The organism is Paucibacter sp. XJ19-41, from assembly GCF_028462495.1.
Classification (GTDB): domain Bacteria; phylum Pseudomonadota; class Gammaproteobacteria; order Burkholderiales; family Burkholderiaceae_C; genus Roseateles_E.
Map to the genome: position 1 here is coordinate 17091 of NZ_JAQOWX010000063.1, position 15918 is coordinate 33008.

The 15918-nt window shown below is 67.0% G+C and carries 20 protein-coding genes and 1 tRNA gene; 11 read left to right on the forward strand and 10 right to left on the reverse strand.

What is annotated here, in order from left to right; all coding sequences use genetic code 11:
- The 3 genes from PO768_RS16690 to PO768_RS16700 are packed head-to-tail and all read left to right on the forward strand — an operon-like array spanning position 1 to position 3166.
- A complete protein-coding gene (locus PO768_RS16690) occupies positions 1-1674 on the forward strand; it encodes an LVIVD repeat-containing protein (RefSeq protein ID WP_272646954.1) in 1674 nt (557 codons plus the stop codon).
- On the forward strand, positions 1674-1979 hold the full coding sequence (locus tag PO768_RS16695) for a c-type cytochrome (RefSeq protein ID WP_272646955.1): 306 nt from the start codon (positions 1674-1676) through the stop codon (positions 1977-1979). The genes PO768_RS16690 and PO768_RS16695 overlap by 1 nt, the downstream gene beginning before the upstream one ends.
- A 38-nt stretch (positions 1980-2017) precedes the next feature.
- A complete protein-coding gene (locus PO768_RS16700) occupies positions 2018-3166 on the forward strand; it encodes a branched-chain amino acid ABC transporter substrate-binding protein (RefSeq protein ID WP_272646956.1) in 1149 nt (382 codons plus the stop codon).
- A gap of 37 nt (positions 3167-3203) precedes the next feature.
- Here the strand turns inward: PO768_RS16700 and PO768_RS16705 are convergent, their stop codons facing one another.
- Both PO768_RS16705 and PO768_RS16710 read right to left on the reverse strand, forming a co-directional pair.
- On the reverse strand, positions 3204-3893 hold the full coding sequence (locus PO768_RS16705) for a phosphatase PAP2 family protein (RefSeq protein ID WP_272646957.1): 690 nt from the start codon (positions 3891-3893) through the stop codon (positions 3204-3206).
- Positions 3890-5566 (reverse strand): phosphoethanolamine transferase, encoded by a 1677-nt coding sequence (locus PO768_RS16710; RefSeq protein ID WP_272646958.1) that lies wholly within the window; start codon positions 5564-5566, stop codon positions 3890-3892. The genes PO768_RS16705 and PO768_RS16710 overlap by 4 nt, the downstream gene beginning before the upstream one ends.
- 84 nt (positions 5567-5650) lie before the next feature.
- On the opposite strand from PO768_RS16710, the gene PO768_RS16715 reads away from it, so the two are divergent.
- From PO768_RS16715 to PO768_RS16730, 4 genes are read left to right on the forward strand one after another with little or no spacing between them, the layout of a single operon-like run.
- Positions 5651-6043 (forward strand): diacylglycerol kinase, encoded by a 393-nt coding sequence (locus tag PO768_RS16715; protein ID WP_272646959.1) that lies wholly within the window; start codon positions 5651-5653, stop codon positions 6041-6043.
- A 25-nt stretch (positions 6044-6068) separates the two neighbouring features.
- Positions 6069-6452 (forward strand): hypothetical protein, encoded by a 384-nt coding sequence (locus PO768_RS16720; protein ID WP_272646960.1) that lies wholly within the window; start codon positions 6069-6071, stop codon positions 6450-6452.
- Between the two features lie 31 nt (positions 6453-6483).
- Positions 6484-7407 carry a branched-chain amino acid transaminase gene (locus PO768_RS16725; protein ID WP_137945127.1) on the forward strand — a complete coding sequence of 308 codons (924 nt, stop codon included), beginning with the start codon at positions 6484-6486 and terminating at the stop codon, positions 7405-7407.
- Positions 7408-7426: 19 nt separating this feature from the next.
- Positions 7427-7636, forward strand: a complete 210-nt coding sequence (locus PO768_RS16730; protein ID WP_137945126.1) for a zinc-finger domain-containing protein — start codon at positions 7427-7429, stop codon at positions 7634-7636.
- A gap of 43 nt (positions 7637-7679) precedes the next feature.
- On the opposite strand, the gene PO768_RS16735 is transcribed toward PO768_RS16730, so the two are convergent.
- The 3 genes from PO768_RS16735 to PO768_RS16745 form a co-directional block, all read right to left on the reverse strand.
- Positions 7680-8228, reverse strand: coding sequence for a DUF3455 domain-containing protein (locus PO768_RS16735; protein WP_272646961.1), 549 nt, complete (start codon positions 8226-8228; stop codon positions 7680-7682).
- Positions 8229-8304: 76 nt separating this feature from the next.
- Positions 8305-8988, reverse strand: coding sequence for an anti-sigma factor (locus PO768_RS16740; protein ID WP_262972024.1), 684 nt, complete (start codon positions 8986-8988; stop codon positions 8305-8307).
- Positions 8988-9638 (reverse strand): sigma-70 family RNA polymerase sigma factor, encoded by a 651-nt coding sequence (locus PO768_RS16745; protein WP_272646962.1) that lies wholly within the window; start codon positions 9636-9638, stop codon positions 8988-8990. The genes PO768_RS16740 and PO768_RS16745 overlap by 1 nt, the downstream gene beginning before the upstream one ends.
- A 91-nt stretch (positions 9639-9729) precedes the next feature.
- Here PO768_RS16745 and PO768_RS16750 point away from each other — a divergent pair, with 91 nt between their 5' ends.
- From PO768_RS16750 to PO768_RS16760, 3 genes are read left to right on the forward strand one after another with little or no spacing between them, the layout of a single operon-like run.
- Positions 9730-10179, forward strand: a complete 450-nt coding sequence (locus PO768_RS16750; RefSeq protein ID WP_137945122.1) for a YybH family protein — start codon at positions 9730-9732, stop codon at positions 10177-10179.
- On the forward strand, positions 10179-11153 hold the full coding sequence (locus PO768_RS16755; protein ID WP_272646963.1) for a YheT family hydrolase: 975 nt from the start codon (positions 10179-10181) through the stop codon (positions 11151-11153). The genes PO768_RS16750 and PO768_RS16755 overlap by 1 nt, the downstream gene beginning before the upstream one ends.
- Before the next feature lie 10 nt (positions 11154-11163).
- On the forward strand, positions 11164-11712 hold the full coding sequence (locus tag PO768_RS16760) for a DUF2946 family protein (protein WP_272646964.1): 549 nt from the start codon (positions 11164-11166) through the stop codon (positions 11710-11712).
- Here the strand turns inward: PO768_RS16760 and PO768_RS16765 are convergent.
- On the reverse strand, positions 11697-12434 hold the full coding sequence (locus PO768_RS16765) for a hypothetical protein (protein ID WP_272646965.1): 738 nt from the start codon (positions 12432-12434) through the stop codon (positions 11697-11699). The genes PO768_RS16760 and PO768_RS16765 overlap by 16 nt on opposite strands.
- A 111-nt stretch (positions 12435-12545) precedes the next feature.
- Positions 12546-13103: a c-type cytochrome gene (locus PO768_RS16770; RefSeq protein WP_272646966.1), complete on the reverse strand. Its 558-nt coding sequence runs from the start codon at positions 13101-13103 to the stop codon at positions 12546-12548.
- A 137-nt stretch (positions 13104-13240) separates the two neighbouring features.
- Between PO768_RS16770 and PO768_RS16775 the strand changes: the two genes are divergently transcribed.
- A tRNA-Arg gene (locus PO768_RS16775) sits at positions 13241-13316 on the forward strand.
- A 725-nt stretch (positions 13317-14041) separates the two neighbouring features.
- On the opposite strand, the gene PO768_RS16780 is transcribed toward PO768_RS16775, so the two are convergent.
- The 3 genes from PO768_RS16780 to PO768_RS16790 all read right to left on the reverse strand — a co-directional run.
- On the reverse strand, positions 14042-14272 hold the full coding sequence (locus PO768_RS16780; protein WP_272646967.1) for a hypothetical protein: 231 nt from the start codon (positions 14270-14272) through the stop codon (positions 14042-14044).
- Positions 14273-14639: 367 nt separating this feature from the next.
- Positions 14640-15029, reverse strand: coding sequence for an SMI1/KNR4 family protein (locus PO768_RS16785; RefSeq protein ID WP_272646968.1), 390 nt, complete (start codon positions 15027-15029; stop codon positions 14640-14642).
- 17 nt (positions 15030-15046) lie between these two features.
- The coding region (locus PO768_RS16790) for an RHS repeat-associated core domain-containing protein (protein WP_336297773.1) at positions 15047-15918 on the reverse strand (872 nt) is incomplete at its 5' end.

Below are 15918 nucleotides of genomic sequence, written 5' to 3' on the forward strand. Positions count from 1 at the left end.
ATGAAACTCAAACTCATCGCGCTGCTGATCAGCGCTGGCCTGGCGCAGCAGGCGCTGGCGCAGACCATCGTCGCGCCGGCCGCCGGCACGCCCAAGCTGCCGGTCAAGGAGAACCCCGAGTCCGCCAAGGGCATCGCCGGGGAACCTGCAAAACCTGACCCCGCCAGCTACGGCCTTGACCCGGCCACCGGCGTCTACAAGCACCCGGCCGAGACCCCCAGCATCGGCGGCACCCATCCCTTCAAGGGCAGCCTGGACCATCTGGACCAGAGCAGCTATCTGCACAACACCAAGGTCGAGGCCCTGCACCCGGAGATGCTGGGCAGCCCGTATCACAGCTGGCAGACCACGGTGGACATGAACGGCCGCCGCTACATGGTCATCCACGAGAAGTCCTTCTACAAGGTCTTCGACATCACCGACCCGCGCAAGGCCCAGCTGATCGCGCAGAAGAAATGGGGCTGGGGCAGCAGCGAGCACCCGTTCGGCCCGCTGACCATCCAGTTCAACGAGAAGCTCGGCAAGCATGTGGCCGTGCAGTGCTACGAAGTGACGCGCTTCGGCATCCTCGAGAACAAGTACAAGCCGGAGCAGCAGGACAAGATAGACACCATCCGCAAGCAACCCATCCTGCGCGGCTTCCGCGTCTTCGAGCTGGACGGCCCCGACCCGGCCCAGTGGAAGAAGCTCTCCGAGCTGCCGCTGGACGCCGGCAGCAGCGCCGACAAGTTCCCGCAGCAGGGCTCGGGCTGCGGCGACATCCCCGTCTACTGGGGCGGCAAATACCTGTTCGTCTCGGGAGCGCCGGACGACTCGTTCGCCAACCAGGAATACGCCAACTTCCTCTACAACCAGGCCCAGATGGCCTTCGATCTGAGCGACCCGCGCGCACCGAAGCGCCTGTCGACCTGGTGGGTGCCGGGCTCGCGCGCCGGCGAGGAAGAGGAATACAAGAAGAACCCGCGCGTCGGCAAGAAGACTGCGTGGATGGGCGCACGCATGCCGCTGTTCATCCCCAAGGATCCCGAGAAGGGTGGCAAGTACGGCTATGCGGCGATGGGCGGCATGGGCTTCCATGTGATCGACGTCTCCAACCCGGCCAAGCTGACGCGCGTCGGCAAGCTCGACATGCCGGTCAGCCAGGCCGGCACCGAGGGTGACAACATCGATGTCAGCAAGGTCGAGAAGAGCGGCGTCGTCTACTACAGCGGCTACCCGCTCAACGAAGACTGCTACGAGCCCTACAAGGACATCTACGCGATCGACGTCAAGAACCCGGCCAGCCCCAAGGTGATCGCGACGCTGCCGCGGCCCACACCGCCCAAGGGCGCGGCCTTCACCGACTACTGCCAGCGCCGCGGCAGCTTCGGCCCCAAGCGCAGCGGCTACTGGCACCAGCCGGGCACGCCCAGCGACCGGTACCTGGTCTACGCCTTCTACAACGCCGGCGCCCAGATCTTTGACGTCAGCAACCCCGCCGCGCCCAAGATCGCCGGCTACTTCGTGCCGCCGACGGTGGACCCGAAGATGAACCAGCACTTCGGCGACCAGACCCATGGCGTCTTCATCGAATGGGACCGCAAGCTGATCTGGGTCTTCACCAACCACGGCGGCTACGCGATCTCCAGCCCGCTGCTGGGCGCGCCGGTCTTCGACCTGCCGGCCAAGAAATGATGGCCCTGCGGTCCTGCCTGCTCGCACTGGCCCTGCCGGCCGCGGCTGCCGCGATGGAGCCGCCGGCCTGGGCCGACAGCTGCGTGCTGTGCCACACGCTCAGCGAGCCGCTGGCGGGACCGCCTTTTCTGCGCATCGCCGAGCGCTACCGGGGCCAGCCCGGCGCGCTGGCCCATCTGAAGCAAAGCATTCTCGAAGGCAGCAGCGGCATCTGGGGCACCGCGCGCATGCCGGCCAACACGCAGCTCAGCCCGGCCCAGGCCGAGCAGGCGGCGCGCTGGCTTCTTTCCCTGCCCACACCCTGAGCCTGCAGCGGCTTACTCTCAACCGGAGCACACCCACCATGCAAACCCAACGTCCTCATCACACCATCGCCGCCGCCGTGCTGGCACTCTGCTGCGGCACCGTGCTGGCCCAGGAGCAGGTCGTCAAGATCGGCCATGTCGGCCCGACCAGCGGCCCCATCGCCCATCTGGGCAAGGACAACGAACTGGGCGCCCGCCTGGCGATCCAGGAGCTCAATGCCAAGGGCGTCGTGATCGGCGGCAAGAAGGTGCGGCTGGAGCTGATGGGCGAGGACGATGCCGGCGATCCCAAGCAGGGCACGCAGGCCGCGCAGAAGCTGGCCGACGCCAAGGTCAACGGCGTTGTGGGCCATCTGAACTCGGGCACCACGATTCCGGCGTCCAAGGTCTATGCCGATGCCGGCATTCCGCAGATCAGCCCCTCGTCGACCAACCCCAAATTCACCCGCAACGGCTACAAGACCGCCTTCCGCGTGGTCGCCGACGATGTGCATCTGGGCGGCACCCTGGGCCGCTATGCGGTCAAGGAGCTGAAGGGCCAGTCCATCGCCATCATCGACGACCGCACCGCCTACGGCCAGGGCGTGGCCGATGAGTTCGAGAAGGGCGCCAAGGCCAGCGGCGGCAAGATCGTGGGCCGCGAGTTCACCAATGACAAGGCCACCGACTTCAGCGCCATCCTGACCACCCTGAAGTCCAAGAAGCCCGATGTGGTGTTCTTCGGCGGCATGGACGCGGTGGCCGGCCCGATGCTGCGCCAGATGAAGGCCCTGGGCCTGAACATCAAACTGATCGGCGGCGACGGCATCTGCACCGCCGAGCTGCCCAAGCTGGCGGCCGGCACGATGGCCGACGGCCAGGTCTTCTGCGCCGAGGCCGGCGGCGTCGACGCGACGCAGAAAAAGGCGATGGACGACTTCCGCGCCCGCTTCAAAGCCTATTCCAAGCTGGAGGTGCAGGTCTATGCGCCCTACTCCTACGACGCGGTGGGCGTGCTGGTCGCGGCCATGGTCAAGGCCGGCTCGGCCGAGCCGGCCAAGTACCTGCCGGTGCTGGCCAAGACCGAGGGCTACCCCGGCGTCACCGGCACGATCGGTTTCGACAGCAAGGGCGACATCAAGAACGGCGCTCTGACCCTCTACACCTACAAGGCCGGCGCACGCGAGGCGCTGGCCGTGGTGCGTTGATCGACAGCAAGTTGTGAAGCCCCCGGGCCTCGGGCCGTCAGCGCATGGGGAGAGCGTGCGATGGCAGCTCGGTGCCCGGGTTCTTCCTGGCCGGCGCCCAGCGCGCGGCCAGCACCGGCAGGGTCCAGCACAGCCAGGCCGACCAGGCGCTGTGGCTGGCGAAATGCGCGCCGCGCGCGAGCTGGGCCCAGCCAAAGGCCGTGCCCAGCAGCAGGGTGGCCGCCAGGTAGCGGCGCGCACGCCGCCGGTCATGGTCGCGCCATTGGAAATAGAGCCCGAAGAAGGCAAAGCCCGACACCGCATGGCCCGAGGGGAAGCAGTGGCCCGGGCCGCCATCGGCCACGCCCAACATCCAATGAGGCACATAGGCGACGCTGCCGCCGAACTCGGCCAGGCTCCAGGGGCAGCTGCTGTCGCTCAGGCTCTTCAGCGCCGGCACCAGCAGCGCACAAGCCAGCATCACCGCCAGCCAGTAGCCGCGCTCGGCCCGCCCCGGCCCATCGGCGGGCGGGTGCACAACTTGCCAAGCCAGCAGGGCCAGCCCGGCCAGGCCCAGCAGCCGGCCACCCTCGTGCAGCAGATCGCGGGTCAGCCAGGCGTCGCGCCAGGCAAAGCCGGCGGGACCGCCGTAGAGCCGGCTCAGGCCCAGGTCCCAGCCCAGCAGCTCCCACAGCAATAAGGCTGCCAGCGCGAGCAAGGTGAGCCATGCATCGGCACCGCGCCTCATGATCGGCAGCCCTGGCTCAAGTCCCAGGCCGGCTCATGCACGCGGCTGCGCACATCGAGCAGGCCCAGCACGGTGTGGAACAGATGGTCATGGCTCACCGGGCGCTGGGCCTGGGGCTGCAGGGCGCGGCGCAGGCAGTCGCCCGCCAGGCCGGCGCCGGCGGCAAAGCCCGGGCTGGCCCAGGCCACCATGGGCACGCGGGTCTGCACCGTGGGCGCGATCGCATAGGGCAGGCCGTGCAGGAACAGGCCGTGCTCGCCCAGCGACTCGCCATGGTCGGAGACATAGATCAGCAGCGAATCGACCTTGTCGGCCTGTGCCTTCAGCTGCGCTATCGTGCGGGCCAGCAGATGGTCCGTGTAAAGCAGCGCGTTGTCATAAGCGTTGACGATCTGCTGCGCTGTGCACTGCTGCAGATCATCGCTGCGGCATTCGGGCTGGAAGCGGGCAAACTCGCGCGGGTAGCGGCGGTGGTAGGCCGGGCCGTGATTGCCCAGCATATGCAGCACCCACAGCTGGGTGCCCTGCGCGGCCTGCAGGCGCTGGCCCAGGTCATGCACCAGGCCTTCGTCCAGGCATCGGCCCTCGGCGCACAGGCCCGGCGCGTTCTGCGCATCGACCTGCTCGCTGGGCAGGCCGGCGCAGACGCCCTTGCAGCCGCTCTGGTTGTCGCGCCACTGCACGGACACGCCGGCACGGGCCACCACATGCAGCAGCGAGTCCTGGCCACGGATGCGGGCCTCGTCATAGTCGCGCCGCCCCACCGCCGAGAACATGCAGGGCAGGGACACCTCGGTATTGCTGCCGCAGGCCAGCACCGGCCCCAGATTGGCCACGCCCAGTTGGGCCAGCTCCGGCGTGGTCTGGCGTGCATAGCCCGACAGCCCCCAGTTCGCATCGCGTGCGGTCTCGCCCACCACCAGCACCAGCACCAGGGGCTTGCGGCGCTGCGCCCAGGAGGGGCCTGGTGCCGCGTCCAAACCCACCGGCTGGCGCGGGTGGGCGGCGCCACGCGCCTCGCCGATCGCCACCGCCGCGCCGGACCACAGGTAGTTGGCCGGCGTGATCAGGTAGCGCAGCTCCTTGTTATTGCGCATCAGCGACGAGAAGGGCTGGTAAATCGAGAACAGGCTGGCCAGCGCCGTCAGCAGGGCCAGGCCCAGCAGCGCCAGCCGGCGCCCGGCCGCACGCAGCCAGCTGGGCTCGGGCCGCAGCCGCAGCCGGCTCAGCACCAGCAGGGGCAGGCCGGCATAGAGCAGCAGATGCAGCAGCAGCGCCGGGCTCAGCAGCTCGCGGGCCTCGGCCGCATCGCTGCGCCACACATTGCGCAGCATCGACGGGTCGAGGAAGACGCCGTAGGCCTGCATGAAATAGCTCGCGAACGCCGTCCCCAGCGTCAGCAGCACCAGCAGCGGCTTGAGCGTCCAGCGCGTGGCCAGCAGGCCCAGCAGCAGCAGATGCAGCGAAAACACCAGCAGCAGCAGCGCCAGCGCAAAGCCCCAGCTGGCCGGCTCGGCCGCGCTGCGCCCCTGCAGGGCCGCGCCCAGGAACAGGCGGTTGGCGCTCAGGGTCCAGAACAGCGCGGCCAGCACCAGCCAGGTGTTCGCACCGAGCGCCAGGCTCGCCAAGCGATAACGGCGCCACAGGGAAAAAGGGAGAGACAGGCTTTGCATCGGTCGCATTGCAACCGGCGCCGATGAAGCTGAGCTTAAGCAAGCCGGCCTATGCTGCGGCCATCCCCAGCCCGACACCGCCTCATGAGCCTACCCGACGACAACACCCCGACCAGCGCCTTCAAGAGCCGCTCCGGCCTCGCCCGCCTGTGGCGGGCCACCGGCTACTCCTGGGCCGGGCTGCGCGCCGCCTGGCGGCACGAGGCGGCGTTTCGCCAGGAGCTGGCGGTCGGCCTGCCGCTGATCGCACTGGCCTGGTGGCTGGCGCCGGACCGCTGGCAGGCCCTGCTGCTGACGGCGGCCATCGTCCAGGTCTGGCTGGTCGAGTTGCTGAACTCGGCCATCGAGGCCCTGGCCGATGCGGTGACGGTGGAGCGCCATCCGCTGCTGGGCCGGGCCAAGGACCTGGGCAGCGCGGCCGTGATGCTGAGCCTGCTGTTGGCCGTGGGCGTCTGGCTGGCCGTGTTCTGGCCTTGAGCGGCCGGAGTTAGGATGCCGCCCCATGAATCAGAAACTGGGTTGGGCTCTGGCGCTGGCGGCGCTGCTGGCGGGCGGCGTGTTCTTTGGCTGGCAGGGCGTGATCTTCGCGCTCACCGGCGTGGTGTTCTGGCTGCTGATGCAGTTCAGCCGGCTGATGCGGGTGATGCGCATGGCCAAGGACGCGCCGATCGGCCATGTCGACAGCGCCGTGATGCTCAATGCCAAGCTGAAGGTCGGCATGCGCCTGCTGGAGGTGCTGCCGCTGGCCCGCAGCCTGGGCCGCAAGACCGCCAGCGAGCCGGAGACCTTTGTCTGGACCGATCCGGGCGGCAGCCAGGTCGAGATCGTGCTGGTCGATGGCCGCATCACCGAGTGGCGCCTGCTGCGCCCTGCCGAGCCCGCTTAAAATCCGCGCTTTCCCACGCAAGGAGCACCTCATGTCCATGGAAGACCGCGACGGCAAGATCTGGATGGATGGCCAACTGGTCGACTGGCGCGACGCCAAGATCCATGTGCTGAGCCATACCCTGCACTATGGCTGCGGCGCCTTCGAGGGCGTGCGCGCCTACAAGACCGACAAGGGCACGGCCATCTTCCGCCTGCGTGAGCACACCGAGCGCCTGTTCAACAGCGCCAAGATCCTGCGCATGAAGATCCCCTTCAGCATTGAGCAGGTCGAGGAAGCCCAAAAGCAGGTGGTGCGCGAGAACAAGCTGGAGAGCTGCTATCTGCGCCCGCTGACCTGGATAGGCTCGGAGAAGCTGGGCGTCAGCCCCAAGGGCAACAAGATCCACCTGATGGTCGCCGCCTGGGCCTGGGGCGCCTACCTCGGCGAGGAGGGTCTGAAGCGCGGCATCCGCGTCAAGACCAGCAGCTACACCCGCCACCACGTCAACATCACGATGACGCAAGCCAAAGCGGTGAGCAACTACACCAACTCCATCCTGGCCAATATGGAGGCTACCGAGGACGGTTATGACGAGGCCTTGCTGCTGGACGCCTCGGGCTTTGTCTCCGAGGGCGCGGGCGAGAACCTGTTCGTGATCAAGAACGGCGTGGTCTACACGCCCGATCTGTCGGCCGGCGCGCTCAACGGCATCACCCGCAACACCATCTTCGCGATCTGCCAGGACCTGGGCCTGAAGCTGGTCGAGAAACGCATCACGCGCGACGAGGTCTATATCTGCGACGAGGCCTTCTTCACCGGCACCGCCGCCGAGGTGACGCCGATCCGTGAGCTGGACCGCATCGAGCTGGGCGCGGGCAGCCGCGGCCCGATCACCGAGAAGATCCAGACGGCCTTCTTCGACATCGTCAACGGCCGCAACCCCAAGTACGCCGAGTGGCTGAGCCTGGTCTGATCAGACAGAGAAAAAGAACATGAGCGACACCAACAAATCCATCATCGAAGTCACCGCCCAGGACGTGCAAGGCCCCGGCGTCGTGGCCTGCCCCAACCCCAAGATGGCGCTGTGGAGCAACCACCCCAAGGTCTTCATCGACGTCACGCACGAGGGCGGCGGCAAGTGCCCCTACTGCGGCACGGTTTACAAGCTCAAGGCCGGCGAAGTGCTGCACGGCGCCCACTGAGCGAGCGCCAAGCGGGGCGCTTGAGCCCCCCGCCTGCTCGGGCTTACATGCTGTAGAACACGTAATCGGCCTGATAGGCCACCTGGCGGCGCTCGCCCTTGTTGGTCATGCCGCAGGCCGCCGCCGGCGCCACACCGCCCTGTGTCTTCAGGCGCTGGATGTGGCTGACACCCTGCATCGCGCCCATCCCGTTGGCTGCCGGGGTGGCCGGGTCGGCCTTGACCAGTTGCAGCGGGATATTGCCCGGCGTGCTCGGCGCCACGGCCAGCTGCTTGCCGGTGACCTTGGAGCCGTCATTGGCCTCCCAGGTCGGGCCGCCGTAATACTTGCCGACCACCGCGCCAGCCGCGTTCTTCAGCGTCGCCACCGGGGTGACAAAGACCCACTCGTACTGGCCGGCCGCCTTCTCGCGGCATTCATAGGTGATCTCGCCGGCGCCGACGGTCCACATCGTCTGCTTGCTGCCGGCCGGCGCGCGCACCGCTTCGGGCAGCGCGGCGTTGTCGACCATGCTTGTCATCATCGGCGTCGAGGCGCAGGCGCCCAGCAGGGCGACCGGCAGCAGCAGCAGCAGCAGGGACGTCTTTTTCATCGCGAACTCCTCGAAGGGTTGGGGGTGGAGTCCCCTCTTACGCAGCCCTGCGAGGATCGGATGCAAAGAAAAAGAACTAGATGTGGCCGGCCGAGACGATAGGTCCGGTCGGCGCGCCGGTCGGCGAGCCGCCGCTGGGCTCCAGGCTGACGGCGAAGGCCGCCGTGTCCTGCAGCAGATGGGCGCGCAGCACGGTCGTCGCTGCCGCTGCCGTCGAGACCAGGCCCAGCGAGCGCGGCGCCCCCTTGCCCGGCACAGCCCACAGCTCCAGCGCCCGGCCCTGTTCCACCGTCAGCTCGCCCAGCGGCTTCAGCACCAGGGCACCGCCGTCGGCGCTGACGCTGGCAACAAAGCCGGCCTTGGCGAAGCCGGCGCCCTCGGGCGTCGCGTTCAGCACGATCACCAGCGGCGGCTGCACCGGCTGCGGCTGGGCCAGCAGCAGAGCCAGGGCCAGGGCACCGGTGCCGGCCACGCCGGCAAAGCCCTGCCACAGGCCCAGGCGCTGCCACCAGCTCGGCGAGCGCTCGGGCTCGCCGAACAGGCGGCGCTGCACCGCAGCCCAGACCTGGGGCGGCGGCGTCACCGGCGCCACCGGCGCGGCCAGCGGCTGCAGGCGCTGCTGCCAGGCCTGCACGGCGTCCTGCAGGGCTGGATGGGCCGGCAGCAGGCGCTCGAAGCGCCGCCGTGCACCACCGCGCAGCACACCCAGCGCATATTCGGCGGCCAGTTTCTCGGCCAGATCGGGGCGGCTGTAGTCCATCAGAGCGCTCCCTTGCTGGCGCCGACCAGGCCGGCCGCGCGGTCCAGGCAGTTGCGCAGGCTTTGCAGGCCACGCCGCACCCAGCTCTTGACCGTGCCCAGCGGCTGGCTCATCTGCTGGGCCACCTCGGCATGGGACAAGCCCTGGTAATAGGCCAGCGCCAGGCTGGAGCGCTGCTCGCCGCTCAAGGCCTGCATGCAGCGCTGCAGCTCATGGGCCTGGCTGGCGGCGTCGAGCAGGTCCAGCGGGCCGGCTTCGGCGCTGGGCATGGCCTCCAGCAGATCGCGTTCGCCACCCTCATCGCTGCCATCGTCCAGGCCCTGGAAGCGGCTGACGGTGGCCGGCTCGGCGGCGCGCCGGCGCAGGCTGTCGATCGCGCGGTTGCGGGCCAGGCTGGTCAGCCAGGTCAGCGGCTGGGCCAGCCGGGCATCGAAGCCGCTGGCGGCGCGCCAGATATTGACGAACACCTCCTGCAGCACCTCCTCGGCCTGGGCCCGGTCATGGTTGATGCGCAGCACCACACCGAACAGCTGGGCGCTGGTGGCGCGGTACAGGGCCTCGAAGGCCTGGCGGTCGCCCAGGGCGGTGCGGGCGAGCAGCTGGGCCAGTTCCTGGCTGCGCTCGCTCCATGCGGGGTTGGGTGTGCTCATGCCCCATTCTTACGTGCCGGCCTGGCATTTGGATGCATGGACAACCCTTTGACATGCCGGCGCCGCCCCCGCTTCTTACAATCGGCCCATCATGATGCGACCCAAAGCCCAGACCGCCGCCCTGCTCGCTGCGCCGGAAGACACCGAGCAACAGTTCTACGAGGCGCTGCAAAGCGCCGATCTGGAGCGGCTGATGGAGGTCTGGGCCGATGAGGAGGAAGTCTCCTGCGTGCACCCCGGCGGCCCGCGCGTTGTCGGCCTGGGCGCCATTCGTGCGGCTTTCGAGTCGGTGTTCGGCCAGGGCGCGATCTCGGTCCATCCCGAGCGGGTGCGGCGCCTGCACACCGGCGACACCGCCATCCACCAGGTGCTGGAGAGAGTTCAGGTGCAGGGCCCCGAGGGCCAGCAAAGCGCCTGGGTCATTGCCACCAATGTCTATCTGAAGACCGCGATGGGCTGGCGCATGGTGGTCCACCATGCCAGCCCCGGCACCGCGCACGATATCCAGGAAGTGGTCGAGGAACCGGCCACCCTGCATTGATGGTGCTCGCCTACCGGGCGCCGCCGGGGCGGCCCGGCGGCCATGCGCAGACCATCTGGCCGGCACTGTTCTCGCGCCGCTTCGAAGACGCGGCGCCGCAGTTCCGGCGCGAGCGCTGGATCACGCCGGACGGCGACTTCGTCGATGTCGATTTTCTCGACGCGCCGCCCAGCCCCGGCCAGCCCCTGCTGGTGCTGTTCCACGGCCTGGAAGGCAGCTCGCAAAGCCAGTATGTGCAGGCCTTCGCGGCCATCGCCCGCGCGCGCGGCTGGGCCTTCGCGCTGCCGCATTTCCGCGGCTGCTCGGGCGAGCTGAACCTGGCGCCACGCGCCTACCACTCGGGCGACTTCGAAGAGATCGGCTGGATGCTGGCCCGGCTCAAGGCCGGCCACCCCGGGCCGCTGATCGCGGCCGGCGTCTCGCTGGGCGGCAATGCCCTGCTGCGCTGGGCCGAGGAGATGGGACAGAGCGCAGCGGCCACCGCGCGCGCGGTCTGCTCGATTTGCTCGCCGGTGGACCTGGCGGCCTCCGGCCACGCGATCGGCCGCGGCTTCAACCGCCTGGTCTATACCCGCATGTTCCTGCGCACCATGGTGCCCAAGGCTTTGCGCAAGCTGCAGCAGCACCCGGGTCTGTTCGACGGCGAGCGGCTGCGCCAGGCGCGCGATCTCTACGAGTTCGACAATCTGTTCACCGCGCCGCTGCACGGTTTTCGCGACACCGAAGACTACTGGTCGCGCGCCTCGGCCAAGCCGCATCTACGCCAAATCCGCATCCCGGCCCTGGTGCTGAACACGCTCAACGACCCCTTTGTGCCGGCCGCCTGCCTGCCCGGCCCGGCCGACACCGGCTCCCATGTGACCCTGTGGCAGCCACCCCAGGGCGGCCATGTCGGCTTCCCGGCCGGCGCACCGCCGGGCCATGTGCTTGCGATGCCGGGCCAGGTCTGTGACTGGCTGGCGCAGGCGCTTTAGACTGCCGTCCATGGACCCCATCGTCGAAGCCGCGCTGAAGAAATGGCCCAACGTCCCCCATTGCTACGGCTGGCTGGCGCTGGACGCGCGCGGCGACTGGTATATGCGCGACGAGCGCATCCAGGCGGCCGGGCCCTTCCCGCAAGTCAAGGGCAGCCGCATCAATCACGAGAAACTGCGCGAGTTCATCGAGCGCAACTACGCCGCCGATGAGCAGGGCGCCTGGTTCTTCCAGAACGGGCCGCAGCGCGTCTATGTCGAGCTGGAGGCCGCGCCTTGGGTCTGGCGGCTGACCAAGGGCCCGACGGGTGCGCCGCAGATCCACAGCCACACCGGGCTGCCGGCCCACCAGGTGGACGCCGTCTGGCTCGACGAACAGGACCGGCTGCTGCTGAGCACCGAGCTGGGCCTGGGCCTGGTGCACAGCCTGGACATGGAGCTGGCCGCCGACGCCGTCGAGGCCGGGCTGTGGCAGCCCGAGCCCTGCAGCCATGCCGAGCTGCTGCGCCGCCACGGCGTGGTCGACCGACCGGTCGCCAGCGCTCAGTCAGGTCGATAGGGCGGCAGCTCGCGCAGCCGCGCGGTCTCGGCCCACCAGCGCTCGGCCAGCTCGCGCTGCACCGGCAGCAGCCCCGGGGCCAGCGCGGCGTAGTAGTCCACCGCCAGAAAGGGCTGCGGCAGCAGAGTCAGGTCTTGCAGATCCGCCACGCGCATCGCGTGGCGCAGGTCTTCCTCGATGCCGACAGCAAGGTCGACCCTGCCGGCCAGGAGCTTGCCCAGCAGCTGGCGGGTGTTGAGGGCGGCGCTGTCGACCTTGAAGCCCTGGCTCTGCAAGGCCTCGGTGGCCGAGCGCATCGTCGCGCGCGCACCGACGGTCAGCGCGGCGGGCTCGGCCCCATGCATCTGGCGGCCATCCCAGACCAGCTCACGACCGGCGCGCTTGACCCACATCAGGCGCAGATGCGCCAGCCTGCGCGTGCGGTCAACGGCGCCATGGCGCATCGGGAAGCCCAGCTCGGCCATGTTGTGCGCTGTCGGCGCGGCCAGCGTGGCTTCGACTTGAGCACTGTCCAGCATCAGGCGGCAGCGCAGCGGCGGCAGCCTCAGCAGCTCGACCCGCAGGCCGGCCGCCTCGCCGGCATCGATCAACAGGCGCTCGGCCACGCCCAGGCGCTGCGGATTGTTGTGCAGATAGGGTGGCACGACGATGTCGGTGACGCAGACGCGCCAGTCCACCGGCTGTGCGGCCAGCGGTGCTGCCTGCCATGCCAGCAGGACCATCAAAATCCATCCCTGGAATATCTTCACGCCGCCAGCATAGCCGCGCGCGGGCACAAAAAAACCGGCCGAGGCCGGTTGTTGGCGGGGCGCGCCAGCGCCGCCGGTTCTTGATTACTGCGCGGCGGACGCGGCCGGGGCCGGGGCCTTCGGTTCATCGAACTTGGCGCCGCCCTGGTTGCCCATATAGACCACCGCACGAGCGATCTCGAAGTCGCTGTGATCGCCGCCGCCCTGAGCACCCATCGCGCCCTTGCCCTTCAAGGCCGAGGTCAGCAGCGTGTCGAAACCGGTCTTGATGCGCGGGCCCCAGGCGGCAGCATCGGCCAGCTTGGGAGCACCGGCCACACCGGCGCCATGGCAGGCCGCGCACTGGGCCTGGTAGACCTGCTCGCCGGTCTTCAGCGCGCTGGCGTCGGACAGGTCCTTGATCTCGATCGCGCCGACCGGCTGGATGCGGGCGGCCACCGCCTGCTCCGCCAGACCCTCGCTGCCGGCGGCCGGCTTGCTGTCCGAGGTCACATAGCTGGCCAGCATCACGATCACGATCACCGGCACAACAAAGGCAAACGCCACGGCCCAGATCAGCTGCTTGGGTGTCTTGATCGGTCCCTCATGCGCCTCTTCGTGCTGGGCGTCGTGGTCGTGCACGTGGTCTTGGGTTCCGCTCATGAAATCCTCGTTGGCGTCGGGCAGTGGAGTAGATCGGGCCCCCGCTCAGGCGCGGGCAGCACAACCGCGAGATTATAGCGAGCCCCCACCGGCCTTCGGCGTTGGGGGCCACAAGCGCTGCTAGAATGCGACGCGCTGCGCCCGTAGCTCAATGGATAGAGTACTGCCCTCCGAAGGCAGGGGTTGTTGGTTCGATCCCAACCGGGCGCACCATATGAATCAAAGACTTAGGCTGCCAAAGGTGGCCTTTCTCGTTTTCGGTAGGCCAAAAGTAGGCCAAACAGAGCATTACCGACCTCGCCTCGAAGAGGCCGGATCGGCGTGGCCTGGCCTAGCATCCGAACACTCGGCCTGTCTCGACTTGCGTTTGTGTTGGCCGAGAGCCGGCCCACCGCGTCGTAACGGAAGTCCCGGCTGTGGCTGACGGGTGCCCCGAGGGCCGGCGCCATCGTCATGCGGCCCAGCCGCCCGCCGGGCCAGACCCACCAGTTGGTCCAGCCCGTCCCAGCTCAAGCTCGTGGTCTGGCTGCCGCTGCAGTCGTTGGCGGTGCCCCCGAGGCTGGTTACGCCTGTGCCTTCGCTGAGTTTTCTGAGATTGCCGTTGCCATCATGGCGCAGCAGGGCCTGGGTGCTGGTGGCCCCGGCGATGCTCTGCTGCACCTGCGTGAGCTGGTGGGCCGCGTCGAACTGGTAGTCCCAGCTTGCCGTCACCGGGCTGCCGATCAGTTGCTAGGCTGACTCAGGTCAAAAGCAATCAAGTCTTGATTACAAAGGACTTCNATCAGTTGCTAGGCTGACTCAGGTCAAAAGCAATCAAGTCTTGATTACAAAGGACTTCGAGACCCCTCACTCAGTCGGGAAATGGGAGATTTGACCCTGAGCCAGTTGACCATCAGCCGAAATGTCATCGCAGTTGCAGACGTAGTGTGAAATGCCTCCTATAGACGCAGCCCCAGGTGTGAAGCCAAGTACAGCCCACCAAGCACGGCGAACAATGCCGCAAAGCCGTAGCAAACCTTGCCGGACTTGAGGATCGGCAACATTTCCAGAAGCCGACGCTGGATCTCCAATGGAAAGACCAAATGGCCTCGTCCCAATTGCACAGCGTAGTAGGCCAAAACCAAGCAGACGGCGCCATGCATCCAAGCGGGGAAAAGAGTGCCATTCATCTGAACCAATCCAGTCTTTGTGATCGAACGTTCAAGCGTTTGCAACAAGGCTGAGATCCGGCCGAACAGCTTCTGGTCTGACCTAGGTCAATTCAAGTCTTGATCACAAAGGGCTTCAACGCCTCTCGCTCAAGCGGGAATTGGAAGATCTGAGCTCGACGCTAGCTAGTCCCAGCTTGCTGACGCAACTCTCTGATGATCCGATTCCAATATCGCACAGCTTCGAAATGCTGCTCCCGGGTCAACCACGTCTTGTTCTTTGGATCAGCGGGATCTCCACCCAGAACGACAGGAGTTATCTCAAGCAACTCCATGCCTGGCGACCGACTCGCGCCGAATAGACCTGGCGAATCTCTCCCAAGCATAATCACTTCGCTAACTGTCTGAAGAGGTCGGTGAAGCTGTCGGCGATCGGCTCCGCATATTGCAACTCCATCCCGATGAAGGGGACACGAACGATGGGCATAGCAACGCTTCGTGTGTCGAATCCATATGCCTCACCGCTACCGTTCGAACCGAACAGGAGAAGCCCGGGTGCATATTGGTCAACTTCGTACTCTCGATTGAAGATTTCCAATTCCTCAGCCTTCCAAAGGATGAGGAAATTGTCGCCAACGAAGCCCTCTCCACCATTCCGCTCCCGAAGGAACTGCGAGTAGTCCGATGGCAGCGAATGGCCCAGCAATTCCATCGCGTCCTGCAACGCCTGGTCGGTAGCACCTGCGTTCAGCTGCCAGTCTTTGAGTTCAGTTTCCATGCTCATCTAGTTGGTTGTCATGGGCCTTTAATGTCGCGCATCAGTTGGTTCCACCACGGAGTTACCTGTTGGCGATGAACGTCGCGCGGCAACACAATTTTATTGGCCGCATCTGTGGGGCTGCCACCAAATTTCACCGGGTGCACCTCGTGTACGTCGACCGACTTACCGACCAGACCTTGGTCCCGTCGTATCTTGCTGTTCGCTGCATTCGCTGCGTCGCGTGCAGCGTTGTACTCGGCACCTTCAAGAAGTCGGAATGGGCCTTGGGGTTTTGGCACGCTTGCGGGATAGCCCGTCCAGTCCACGACTGAGAATGAACCCGGCTTTACACCCTTTGCCGCATCGACCGCATTGTCTACCTTGATCCCTACCTTGGTCGCTGTTGCGCCCCAGCCCGCAAATGGAACCATTGCAGCGCCTGACAACCCGGCATTGAGCTTATCGCCACGTCCCAGGTAAATCAGTGCATTGACACCGTCGGCGGCCTCTCCGAACAAAGGCACCAGCCCGGCAACGTCCAGAACGGTCTGGGTGCCATCGAGCAATGTCGTGCCATTGCGGCCGAACCAGTCCTTGGTTTCTCCCCAATACGGCTGCACTGCATTGCCGACCTGCCGCGCCAACAACCCCTCCGGATCCGTGAACATCACCGGATTCCCATCCGCATACGCATACGGATTTATCCCCGCCGCCAGCCCCAGCGGATCGCGGCTGATGAACTGTCCCAGCCCGGGGTGGTAGTACCGCGCCCGATAGAACATCAGTCCTGAGGCATCGGGCTCCCGCCCGGTGTAGCCATAAGTCGGAATGCTCCCCGACGCCTGCAAGACCTGACCCCACGCATCAAAGCCCTGCGTCACCGCGCTGCCACCCGCACTCCAGACCT